The organism is Paraburkholderia fungorum, from assembly GCF_046026025.1.
GTDB lineage: Bacteria > Pseudomonadota > Gammaproteobacteria > Burkholderiales > Burkholderiaceae > Paraburkholderia > Paraburkholderia fungorum_E.
In genome coordinates this window covers 89,240-101,145 of sequence record NZ_JAQQFL010000035.1, presented here as the reverse complement: position 1 = coordinate 101,145, position 11,906 = coordinate 89,240, and the positions used below count along the sequence as shown (strand labels likewise).

General features: G+C 61.5%; 7 protein-coding genes. 6 read left to right on the top strand and 1 reads right to left on the bottom strand.

The genetic code is table 11. From position 1 onward, the window contains the following. Positions 1 to 74: 74 nt before the first annotated feature. The 6 genes from PQR67_RS30550 to PQR67_RS30525 all read left to right on the top strand — a co-directional run bounded on the left by PQR67_RS30550 (position 75) and on the right by PQR67_RS30525 (position 10,884). The gene (locus PQR67_RS30550) at positions 75 to 2,243 is read left to right on the top strand and encodes an EAL domain-containing protein (protein ID WP_408466528.1); all 2,169 of its coding nucleotides are present in this window, start codon (positions 75 to 77) and stop codon (positions 2,241 to 2,243) included. Continuing rightward, positions 2,192 to 3,634, top strand: coding sequence for a sensor domain-containing diguanylate cyclase (locus PQR67_RS30545; protein ID WP_408466527.1), 1,443 nt, complete (start codon positions 2,192 to 2,194; stop codon positions 3,632 to 3,634). The genes PQR67_RS30550 and PQR67_RS30545 overlap by 52 nt, the downstream gene beginning before the upstream one ends. A gap of 1,221 nt (positions 3,635 to 4,855) precedes the next feature. Continuing rightward, entirely contained in the window at positions 4,856 to 6,640 is a 1,785-nt protein-coding gene (locus PQR67_RS30540; RefSeq protein WP_408466516.1) for a hypothetical protein, read from the top strand. Between the two features lie 2 nt (positions 6,641 to 6,642). Then, positions 6,643 to 8,553, top strand: a complete 1,911-nt coding sequence (locus PQR67_RS30535) for a glycosyltransferase family 2 protein (RefSeq protein ID WP_408466515.1) — start codon at positions 6,643 to 6,645, stop codon at positions 8,551 to 8,553. After that, a complete protein-coding gene (locus tag PQR67_RS30530) occupies positions 8,550 to 10,067 on the top strand; it encodes a hypothetical protein (RefSeq protein ID WP_408466514.1) in 1,518 nt (505 codons plus the stop codon). Before PQR67_RS30535 ends, PQR67_RS30530 begins: the two co-directional genes overlap by 4 nt. Continuing rightward, entirely contained in the window at positions 10,036 to 10,884 is an 849-nt protein-coding gene (locus PQR67_RS30525; protein WP_408466513.1) for a hypothetical protein, read from the top strand. Before PQR67_RS30530 ends, PQR67_RS30525 begins: the two co-directional genes overlap by 32 nt. Here PQR67_RS30525 and PQR67_RS30520 read toward each other — a convergent pair. After that, positions 10,867 to 11,895, bottom strand: a complete 1,029-nt coding sequence (locus tag PQR67_RS30520; protein WP_408466512.1) for a glycoside hydrolase family 113 — start codon at positions 11,893 to 11,895, stop codon at positions 10,867 to 10,869. The two genes, PQR67_RS30525 and PQR67_RS30520, sit on opposite strands and share 18 nt — an antisense overlap. Positions 11,896 to 11,906: the final 11 nt, after the last annotated feature.

Below are 11,906 nucleotides of genomic sequence, written 5' to 3'. Positions count from 1 at the left end.
TATGTCGTAACGCGGGAAAGCTGATATTAAAGATCCCGTACTCACCCGATGTAACCTCCATTGAGGCGATCCCAATGATGACAAAAGCGCCTGCGCGTTGGTCCAGTGTCTTAACCATCGTCGAGCGAATTGACCGTAGACCGTATTTCATCGCCATCCGCCGCGGCCTTGCGCTTCCGCTTCCGCTCATCATGATCGGAGCACTGGCTCTGCTTCTGCGCTATCCGCCGTCAGTCGATCTGCACCGAATCCTTGCGGCGCACTTCGACTCACGCCTGAACTCCTTCGCCGACAGTCTGCTGGCCGGGACCTTCGGCATCGGCTCGCTCGTGGCGCTGTTTGGTTTTGCCGACGTCCTGACGAACCTTCATAATCAGCGACTCGGCCATCGTCATGTCAATCCGACGGTCGCCGCGATTGTCGTGGTGTCGTGCTTCTTTACGCTGATCGCACGGGATAGCGAAAAGACGTTGATGGCATCACTCTCTCTCGGCCAGGGGATGCTCGGAGCGCTGCTGGTCGCGTCCATTGCAGGCTGCGTCTTCCTGAAGCTCTGTAGTATTCGCTTTCTTTGTATCCCGCTGAATCATCTCAGCAATGATCCCCTTGTCGGCGACGTGTTCACAGTGATGCCAGCTGGGATGCTGACGATCCTGTCGTTCGCTCTCGTCAAGGCAGTCCTTGTATCGGCCGGCTGGTCCGACATCGGTGGGACATTGAGCACGCTGCTCTCCGCACCGTTTTCGGCGTCGTCCAACAGCCTGCTTTTCAGCATCGGCTACGAGACAGCCGCTCAGGTGCTATGGCTCTTTGGCATCCATGGGCCGAACGCGCTGTACGCGATCCAGCAGAACGTGCTGATACCGGCGTCGCATGCCAACGTGGCTGCGATAGCGAGCGGCGGCTATCCGCAGTTCATCTTCACCGAAGACTTCTTCCCCGCGTTTGCCCGTATGGGAGGGTCCGGTGGCACGCTGAGTCTTATCCTCGCGCTGCTGCTGGTCAGTCGCACGGCCCGCGGGCGGAAACTGGCGCTTTTCGGGATGCTGCCGGCATTGTTCAACGTGAATGAGCCCTTGCTGTTTGGACTGCCTCTGGTCCTCAATCCGATTTATGCCATTCCATTCGTATTGGCCCCGGCCGTACAGATTCTTATCGCCTATGCGGCCATCGTCGCTCACCTGATGCCGAAGACAGCCTATAGTGTCGTGTGGACAACGCCTGCTCTCTACAGCGGCTACGCGGTCACAGGTTCGCTTTCAGGAACGCTGGTCCAATTGCTCTCACTGGCGGCGGGGGTCATAGTCTACGTCCCGTTCGTCCGGGTGGCCGAGTATCTGGCAGCGAAAAAAAACCAGGAAGTGCTTGCATCTCTTCTCCACATCACCGAGTCGCCGGAAACGAGCCTGAAGGCAAAACGTTGTCTCGACATTCCGGGGGATGAGGGCAGAATGGCCGTGGCACTGGCCAGCGATCTCGAAAAGGCAATCAGGACGGAGGGACAGATTTTCCTCGAGTTCCAGCCTCAGGTGGACTTCCTGACTGGGCGTGTCTTTGGTGCCGAAGCGCTGGTGCGCTGGCAGCATCCTTCTCTTGGGCGCGTGGCGCCGCCGATTATCGTGACCATTGCCGACGATGTCGATCAAATCGATCGCCTCGGCCTGCAGATCTTGTCGCTCGCATGTTCTCAAAGAGCAGCCTGGCGCGATGAACTGCCGGATGACTTCGTGATCGCCGTCAATCTTTCTCCCCGGCAGTTGCAGAATCAGGAGTTTCATCTCAAGGTGATCGACATCCTCGATCGGGAGCGTCTGCCGCCTTCTGTTCTTGAACTCGAGATCACGGAGTCTACGATGCTGCTTCCGAACATCAATGCGATCGACAACCTGAAACGGCTTCGGGAAATCGGTGTCAAGGTTGCGCTGGACGATTTCGGAATGGGTCATACGTCGCTCCACTATCTGCGCGAGCTGCCGCTAGACACGGTGAAAATCGATCGCTCTCTGGCAGATGTCAGTCCCGGCAGTGTCAACGAACACATCGTAAAAAGCATTGCCGATCTCAGCCGGAAGCTCAATCTTTCGCTGATGGTGGAGGGCGTCGAGAACGAGTGGCAGATCAGGCGTCTTTCGGCCCTTGGCTGCGATCGATTCCAGGGTTACTTCTTTAGCCGTCCTGTCGCTGCAGACGTCTGCCGGGACTTTGTCATCGACGCCAATCGGGAACACCGGTTTGCGGCGTAGTACGAGCGATTCGCAAATATGCCATCCCTGCCCTCACAACCGATTCTGCGCACTCATGCGGTATTCGCCGGCTGCCTTGCGTCCTTGGTGGTCGCAGCCTGTCTGGCAGGATTGGCATTCGCGCGCCCCCCCTATCTGCGCGGCCTCTTGTCTTCCCGATCGCGTACACGACGGTTTTCGGTTGCAGCACGCTGACAGCGTTCCTGCTGTCGCTACAGTTCAGCGCAGTTCGCAAGGATGCCATTGTGCTGCTAAGCAGCGCGTACGTCTTCCTCTCCGTGGTGTCCCTGCTGCAATTGCTCACCATGCTCGGTTTCGCCCGGCTGGTCGGGATCACCAGAACACAGCCGCTGCCCTGGCTGTGGATCTGCTACCACGGTGGATTTCCGTTGCTGGTCGAGCTTGCGCGACTCGTACCCGGCGAGGATCGTCCGGTAGGTGTCGTTAGTCGTACGGCTGGCGCGATTGCTGTACCGCTGTTGTTCGCGGTTGGGCTCGTGGTGGTCCTTGCTTGCTATTCGGACAGTCTTCCGATTCTGTTGATCGGCGACGCGCGCACGACCTTCTTCGATACGATACTTCTCGGTCTGTGCGTCGGGACGCTGTGCATCCTGGCGCTGGTCTTCGGCGCCGGTCTGCGGGATCGGCTGGACATGTGGGTGTGCGTGACGTTGCTCGTTTTTCTGGCCGACGATATCTTGAGTACGGCATCGCGCACCCGCTACACGGTCGGCTGGTTCGGCGCCGTGAGTGTTGCGACGCTGTCGCCTGCCATCCTCTTGTGCACCCTGCTGTGGGAAGTACGCGAGTTATACCGGACCCTGATGACGCTCAATGCGGATCTGCAGCGGCAGGCGTTTCGCGACGGTCTGACGGGAGTGTTTTCGCGGCGATACTTCGATCAGACTCTCCCCCGCGTCCTGGAGGACGTGGCCGTGACGGCTCAGCCGGTTTGTTTGATGCTGGTCGACGCTGATCACTTCAAGGCCTGCAACGACCGCTACGGACACCAGGCGGGCGACAGGCTCCTGGTCCAACTTGCCCAGACGATGAGTACCCGGATTTCCCGTCCCGGCCAGTTCGTCGCGCGGTACGGCGGCGAGGAATTCGCGGCTGTGTTGCCTGGGGTCGAGCCGGGACGAGTGGGCGCGATCGCCGAATCGCTGCGGTTGGCGATCGAACAGAATTTCGTCGGAACCGACGACAACGCGGCAGCACCGCTGACGGTTAGTATTGGCGTTGCGTGTCTACCTGCTTCATCGGAGCCGGTCGATCCGGCCGCTCTGCTGGAGGCCGCTGACCAGGCGTTATATGCCGCAAAACGGGCTGGGCGCAACTGCGTGCGCTTACACGCCGTCGCTCTGCCGACCGATAGTCGGCACAACATCTAAGCGCCCGCTGGCCCACCAGATAGATAGGAGCCCGCCCGCCTCTCACTTACGTGCATGGGGTTCGCGCCGGACTTGCGCACGTATTTGCAGTGCCACGCCGCCAGCAATGCCCCGAAGTTGTCATGTCTCAGACCGACGATGTAACGGTGCCGAGTGGATATCACATAACTTTGCTTGACCAGCCCAATGTCCGGCTAACCGAGCTGGAAAGGAAAAGCCCCATGCAATGATCTCTCTCAGTTCTCAGTTTCCAGAATGCGTTCTATTGTCTCGACCCCTGGCGCTTCCCACGCCGGGAGCTTTTGGACGCCCGTGCCGGCACGGCAGTCTTTTTTGCCTGCGTTACTGTCAGAGCCATTGCGAAGTCCCTCTCACGCCCAGTTTGATGTGACTATGGTTGGATTACTCCAGGTGCCGCGCCTCTGGCGCCACCAAATACCGACGTATGAAAGTTGTATCGGCCGCAGAGCGCGACGATGCCCGGGAAACCAGCCGTTGAACTGAATCGCGAGGCTGACAAACAAATCTTATCAGGAAGGATTTCCTTACTCTAATTTCAGACAATTCCTACACTAATCACGCTTCAGTTAGCCTGCGTCTGGTCCGATAGCATAGTTGTCTTCACAGAATGTCCCGTTACCATTGGAGCACCTCCCCGAATCGCGAGACACAATCAATCACTTAACGTAACTGGCGTTGTGTCAGTGCGCGAAAACTAATTGATCCGGATTGCTAAATCATCACCAGATCCTATCGGATTTAACCATTTTTAATAATTTAAAGCACTCGCAACGGATATGCTGCCGCTCGATCGTATGAATCGAAATGCGGGTATCGGCACATTCAAAAAGCGGCAGAAAGCCTAAGCCGAAAAGAATGCTGCCAGACAACTCACTAATTTCCGGCCTCAAAAATTCGTAGTTCGATCTGGCCGGACTCATTTTTTTGACAATTCCAATAAATTCAGATGTCACGGGGCATTCGATGAAGACCATTAGCCGCCTTGCTGCGGCCGTCCTGTTTCTGGCAGCCTTGTTTCCCACGTCCAGCTATGCGCAAGCCCGAGGCGGCGCTCTACTCTCCCAGCCCAACCCGGTCATCAGGCGCAACATCACCGTTGCCGAACTCGGGTTTGCCGAAGGCGCTCAATTCGGATCGCTCGGGGGTAATCAGACGTTCTTCTTTCCGGTGCCCCGCGCGGCACATGCGACAAGCGGCACCTTGTCGTTCGCGTATGACGAAGCGGCACCCTTCGACGGCCGTCGCAGCGTGCTGGTGACAGTGGGCGAGCGCACGGTCATCTCGCACGCGCTGCCTGTCGGGCATGACCGCCAGGTCGTCGACGTGCCGTTGCTTCCCGAGGACTTCGCCGGCGACTTCGTCAAGGTCACGGTCCGGTATTCGGGGGTGGTGACGAACGACCGCTGCGTCGATCTCAGACTGGCGAACGACCGCTTCAGCGTCCTGCCGGAAACCACGCTTGCGCTGAACGTCCTGGCCGACCGACTCAACGAGGTTTCCACCGCTGTCATGCTGATGCCGCCGAAAGTCGCGGTCGGCCTTCCCGAGCGCAAGCTGACGGAACAGGAGATGGCCGCGGCGATTTCTGCGGTGAGGCTCTTCAAAACCCGCGGCCACCAGGTCGAAGTGGTTCCGCTTGCCCAGCTACTGATGCGGCCCCGCGTCGTCGATTCAACGTGGCAACGCGGGGACGTGATCATCGCCTCGCGTGCGGATCTCGGCGCCATGTCAGCGGTGGACGGCACGACGATCCCTTCGACAGGCGACTCGACAGCGAAGGCCAGTGTCATGGGTCTCGCCGACGGCCCCGGTTTGCTTCTGAGCGGCAGCGATCCGCAACCAGCGGTGAACTTTCTGGGTTCTGACTGGCGTGATGCCGGCACAGGCAGCATGATCCGGGTCGGTGCGATTCAACCTCGCGACCGGACAGGCGACCGCTTGACATTCGACCAGCTTGGCATTACGACACCGGTCTCCGATACCCCGGGCGAGGTAGTCTGGACCGCCGGCTTCCGCGCAACCGATCTTCCCGCTGGACGCTGGCCCACTGCTCTCGATCTCGACATCGGCATCGGCACGGATGGCAGCGACGTGCCAGCCGTCGCCAACGTTTTTCTCAACGGCCGTTTCCTCGAGGGAAGCACGGCGTCGAAAGACGGTATCACGCACCTGCACGCCGTCATTCCGCACGGCCTCGTGAGCCTCGACAACCAGGTGCGTGTCGTCGTGCAGCGTCAGCCGCGCGCCGGCGATTGCACCTATCTGCCTGCGAGCTTTCCATCGCAGCTCCTGGGGTCGAGCGCGATCGAGCTGGGCGAGGCGGAAGCGCCGGCCCGCGATTTCTTTGCACTGGCGTCGCAGGCGCACAACCATCTGACGGTCTATGTCCGCGACAGCCTGAGCGTCGCCGGGCAACGCACCGCGTTGCAAGTCCTGGCAACCGTGGCGGCCGACATCGCGCCTTCCGATACGCCCGTCGTCGTCAAGCGCGTCCTGAGCGACAGCTTTTCCGCTCCAGGCTCGGCGTTCATCGCGTGGGGCGACTTTCGCTTTGACGACAGTGCTGTGCCGGTGCGATTCGACCGAGGCAACGTGCTCGTGCGCACACGTTCTGGCGCACCGCTATTCAATTTGAATGACACGCGCAACACGCTGATCGCCCAGCTCGTCACGCTGCCCGGCTCGCCATCGGGGCTGTGGCTGCGCGGCACGGGTGCCGATGGCGCAGTACCGGCACCGCAGACCGTCGCGCTGGACCGCGGCAATGTCGCGTTCATCGGCTCCTCGGGCGTTACCCTCGCGCTGTCGACCGAGCGCGACCGGCTCATCGAAGTGACCTACCCCGATGCCCCCTCCTGGCAGGTTCTCTTCCGCCGGTACGGCACGTGGGTACTGCTGGCCCTGTGGCTTGTGATCACCGTCGCGATGCTCATGGCGCTGCAGCGTATGTATAGCCGCCGCGAACGCGCGCGCAAGGAGCCGTGACAATGAACGTCTCCCTGGACGAAAGTGCCAGCGTCACGACGCCACGCATTGGCGCGCTGCTGGTCGAGAAGACGCTGATAACACCCGCTCAGCGCGAAGAGGCACTCCAGCTTGCCCGGCGCTGGAACGTGCGCTTCGGTGAAGTGGTAGTGGCGATGGGATGGATCAAATCGCTCGACCTGTACCGGACTCTCGCGGCACACGTCGGCGTGCCGTTCGTGGACCTGTCGGCGCAGCCGCCGGACGCCACGCTGCTCGATCCCGCGGACGCCGCGCTCTACGCGGGGCGTCTGACAATGCCGTGGCGGCGGCAGGAGAATGGCCGGCTGATCGTGGCCACGGCTGACCCCGGCGCCGGAACGGTCGAATTTGCGCGCGAAAAATGGGGCAACGGGATTGAGTTCGTCGTCACGTCCAAATTCGACATCATCTGGACTACGCAACGCGTGTTCGAAGCCTACCTCTCGCACGAGGCGGTCCACAGTCTCGACGAGCGCGATCCGGTCATGTCGGCAAAACGCATCGTCACCGCGCCCCAGTTGATCTTCATCTACGCGCTCGTCACCGCTGTCATGCTCGGGCTCGCCCTCGCGCCCGCCGCGACGCTGATCGCCGCGAATACGTTGATCGGCTTGTGGTATCTGGGTAACTTCATCTTCAGGGGCCTCCTGGTGTGGTACAGCGAATCGTTGCCTTCTGGCGACGACCGCGATCTGGACGAGGCCGTCCGCGCGCTGTGCGACGAGGACCTGCCCGTCTTCACGGTGCTCGTGCCGATGTTTCGCGAGCCGGAAGTGCTGCCCATTCTCGCGCATGCGCTGCGCAACCTGCACTATCCACGCGCCAAGCTCGACATCAAGCTCGTGCTGGAGGCGAACGACGCACCGACGATCGAAGCAGCGAAGGCGCTGGGGCTCGAGGGGATCTTCGAGATCATTCGGGTGCCCCCATCGCACCCTCAGACCAAGCCCAAGGCCTGCAATTACGCCTTGCGTTACGCGCGCGGCGATTACGTGGTCATCTATGACGCGGAAGACAAACCGGAGTCCGACCAGTTGCGCAGGGTGGTGGCTGCGTTCCAGCGCGCACCGGCGAACACGGCTTGCATCCAGTGCCGGCTGAACTACTACAACGCGCGCGAAAACTGGCTTACGCGCATGTTCACGCTCGACTACTCGCTGATGTTCGACCTGCTTCTGCCGGGTCTCGATCGCCTGAAGGTACCTATTCCGCTTGGCGGCACCTCGAATCATTTCCGACTCGACGTACTGCGCGAATTGAACGGCTGGGATCCATTCAATGTCACTGAGGACGCGGACCTCGGCATCCGGATGACACAAAAAGGCTACCGGGTCGGCGTTATCGAATCGACCACGTTCGAGGAAGCCAACGTCGCGATCGGCAACTGGATCCGGCAGCGTTCGCGCTGGATCAAGGGCTACATGATGACGTTCCTCGTGCACACGCGCCGACCGGTCCATCTGGCCCGGTCCACCGGCCTTGGAGGCGCCCTGGGGTTTGCGTTCTTCGTAGGCGGAACCGTGCTGTCGGCGCTGCTCAATCCGCTCTACTGGGCCATGCTGCTCGCCTGGTCCTACTCGCATACGACCGGCTTCGACGATCTTTTTCCGCCGTTCCTTCGTTATCTGAGCCTCTTCAACCTGCTCGCGGGCAATGGCGCTTTCATCTACCTGACCATGCTCGCGCCGCTACGGCGCAAATGGATCGATCTTGTGCCCTATAGCCTCACGGTGTTCGCGTACTGGGCACTGATGTCGGTGGCCGCCTACAAGGCACTCTGGCAGCTCGTCTACAAGCCGTTTTACTGGGAGAAAACGCAGCACGGACTGTCGTCCCACACGGCCATCGAGCTTGCAAAAGCCAGGGCCGCTGCGCCCGGAGGGCCATCGTGATTCGCGCCCTACGGTTCGCTGCTATCGCGCTCGCTGCGTTTGCCGCCCTGCTCGCCGTCAATAGCTGGTTGCACCAGCATGGATTTATAGCCGCATCGGTCATGCACGACTGGGGGGAAGTCGTGCTTTACGGCGATGGCAAAGGCTCATATCGCGAGTTCACGACGACGTATCCGCCCATCGCGTTCGCGCTAGGCGTCCTGGCTGGTGTGCCCATCCGCCAGATCTCGTCTCTGCCCCCGCCTGTCGTCACCGCTGCGCTGCTGGCCGCGTTGCTTGCTGCGACGTGGACTTCGGCCTTGCGCGCGGAGGGCTATGGTCGGTGGTGCTCCGTCGTGCTCACAGTCCTCATCTGTCTGCATCCGTTCTTTCTGTATATTGCGACGACAGGAGTAGACGCAATCCTGTTGCTGATCGCCGTCTACTGGTTCGCAGCCGCGTACTGCGCAAGCCGCATCAAAGGGCGTGTCACCGATTTGATGAACCTTGCGCTCGCGCTTGCCTTCACCGCGTTCGTTCATCCGCTGGGCGCGCTTATCTGCGTCGTGGCGCTGCCGTTTCTTGCGCTCGCGCTGCCGCCTGCCTTGATCGCGCGTTCCGCGTTGAACTCGATGCTGGTACTGCTGTTCCCCCTGCTGTTCGCGCTCGGCAGCTTCGCGTATGAAAACGCGCTGTTCGAGGACAGCGCGACCGCATTCCTGCGCAACCTCTTCGGCCACGTCCCGGCCGTCGTGCGCGCAGGCCATGGGTTTGCAGTCCCCCACTCCGACCCACTCGCCTGGTGCATTGTCATCGGCGTTGCCGTCTTGACGTTGGCCGCCGCCGTGCCGATCGCTCTTGTGCCGGTCTTGCGCCGGCCGCAAGGACGTGGCCTGGCGCGTCCGATCCCTGCTTTGTTCGCGCTCGCATCAGTAGCCGTTGCGAGCGTTGGAATCGAGGCCGTCACAAATGGCGGGACTGCGAATCCATCAGCACTGCTCAAGATGGCCGCTCCGTTCGTCGCGCTCGCGGCCGTTGCCGTGCGTCACTGGCCCTCAAGCCCGCGGTGCCGCGGCGCGGTCGCAGCGCTGCTGCTGGCCGGCGTGGTGCTCAGCTGGGGCGTGTCGTTCCTGTGGCGCTCCGGCGAGCCGGCGCTTTGGCGCGACGCGGCAATGGGCGTATCCGTCGACGTCGGGCAAAACACTGGGGCGGCGACGCTCGGGCGCTACCTCGCCACGCGTACCGACATCCTGATCGATGCGTCGGCTCACCCCGAGGTCCTCGCCGCCCGCGGCAGCGCATACGGCCTCGTCGTGCCTACCGACGACGCCTTCATGCTGGCGACGCTCACGCGTCAGATTCATACCCACTTCATTGCGGTTCCCGATCCCGATTTTCCCGAGATGCTCAACGACGACCTGCTCACCCGGACGTTCGCGAAGATGTATGAGCAGGGCATGCGCGGATATCACCTGATTTACGACACTAATGGCTGGAGAGTGTATGAGCGCAACGACGCGCGCAATCCCGTTTGAGTTCACGCGCAGGCGCAACGCTGCGTCCGCACGCGGTTGGTGGCTCGGCTTCCTGCTGATGCTGGCCGGCCCGAGCGCGTTTGCCGGCGCATGGACGCCGCCCGCAGGCACCGGCGAGGCGTACCTGAGCACGACGGCTACGTCGAATAACCGATATTTCAACGACGACGGCAGTTCGTTCACCAACCAGGCGTACCGCAAAGTCGAAACCCAGCTGCGCGTCGAATATGGCATCACCGATTCTTTAACAGGCTTCGTCGGTCCGTCGCTGTTGCACACGTCCGTGGGCGGGAGCGCGGGCAATAGCTACTTCGGTCTGGGCTATACGGATTTCGGTTTGCGCAAGCGTCTCTATAGCGATGGCGCTAACGTGTTTTCGGTCGAGGCGACGGCCCGTGTGCCCGGCGCGTCGAACAGCGGCAATCCGGCGGAAGTCGGCTACACAGGGATGGAATACGACCTGCGTGCGCTTTATGCCCGCAGCTTTCAGCTTGGAAACTGGCAGGCCTTTGCCGATGCGGAGCTGGCCTGGCACATCCGTAACGGCGCGCCGCCCAACGAATACCGGATCGATCTCACGTTGGGTGCGCGTCCTGCCCCGCACTGGCTCGTGTTGCTGCAATCATTCAGCGTGATTTCCGAAGGCGTGGGTCGCGGCGCATTCGATGTTCCTTACCGCTATTACAAGATCCAGCCGAGCGTGGTGTGGGATTTCACATCGAAGTGGTCGGCGCAGTTGGGAGCAGTCACCACCGTCGCGGGTCGGAATTCCTGGCGCGAGCAGGGCGTGGTTGCAGGGCTATGGCGCCGCTTCTGAATGAGCCACCCGGGAATCGGTTCGATGACCTTCTATCCGGCAATTCCGCCACAGTGACGAAAGCATGCTCTCAGACAACTTGCCCTGTACGGTGAAATCCGTATCCGCGTGGCCCCCCGCGTCCGGCGCGCTGATCCAGCGCCAGACGAGCACAGTTTGCACGGGCGGTGCCTTCAGCACGTCGAGCCACGTGTGCAAGACATCGGATTGCAGCTTTTCGTCGACGTCGGCCACGCGCTCCTCGGCGCTTTCCCACGGCTTCGCCGCAGCGCCAGCGGCGGAGCGCACGCCGATTTCCGCGACGAACACCGGACGGCCGGCACGGCTGGAAAGGGTCTGCAGACGTGTGTACGTCTCATGCATGACGCGCGCCCATTCCTCCTGCTTGTCGTCCGCGACCAGCGACGGATACAGCGTCACGCCGATGGCGTCGAGCTGGGCCCAGAACGGTATCTGTTCCGCCCCATCGACGTTGTGCGCGACATATGAGACCTTGCCATGAAAAATTGCATGCACGTGTGCGATCAACGCGAGCCACTCGGGATGCGCGGCAGTCTGGTCCAGCTCGGTTCCAATGACGAAGCCTTCCGCGTGTTCGCGCGCCGCAACGGCAGCGAGGCCCATGAGGGCGTTCTCGTATCGGGCGAACCACGTGTTCCAGTCCGCCTCGGTGTCCATGCGAGCCTCGCCAGCCCAGGTACCGGGAATCCATACCTGCGGCTTGACGATGACGGCCAGTCCGAGACGGTGTGCGGCACGAATGCCTTGGGCAAGCTGTTCGTCGCTCATGTCGTCGCCACGGGCAATGTCAGGCGCGTTGGCGCGCCGCTGCCACAGGAATGGTACGAGCGCCACCGTGTTTGCGCCCGTGCGACACATCCGGCTCATGCTCGCGAACGCTTGTGCCGAACCAAAAGGCGCCTGCCGGTCCTGAATCAGGTTGAATCCGTGCATCGGCGCCACATCGCGGCCTGTTGCTCCGTCGCCCTGTGCCGCTGCGCTCACTCCCATGAGGAGCGCGG

Excerpts from the sequence above, each read along its gene's own strand:
- PQR67_RS30550 (WP_408466528.1), top strand. The coding sequence starts at position 75 with ATGATGACAAAAGCGCCTGCGCGTTGGTCCAGTGTCTTAACCATCGTC.
- PQR67_RS30535 (WP_408466515.1), top strand. The coding sequence starts at position 6,643 with ATGAACGTCTCCCTGGACGAAAGTGCCAGCGTCACGACGCCACGCATT.
- PQR67_RS30525 (WP_408466513.1), top strand. The coding sequence starts at position 10,036 with ATGAGCGCAACGACGCGCGCAATCCCGTTTGAGTTCACGCGCAGGCGC.
- PQR67_RS30520 (WP_408466512.1), bottom strand. The coding sequence starts at position 11,895 with ATGGGAGTGAGCGCAGCGGCACAGGGCGACGGAGCAACAGGCCGCGAT.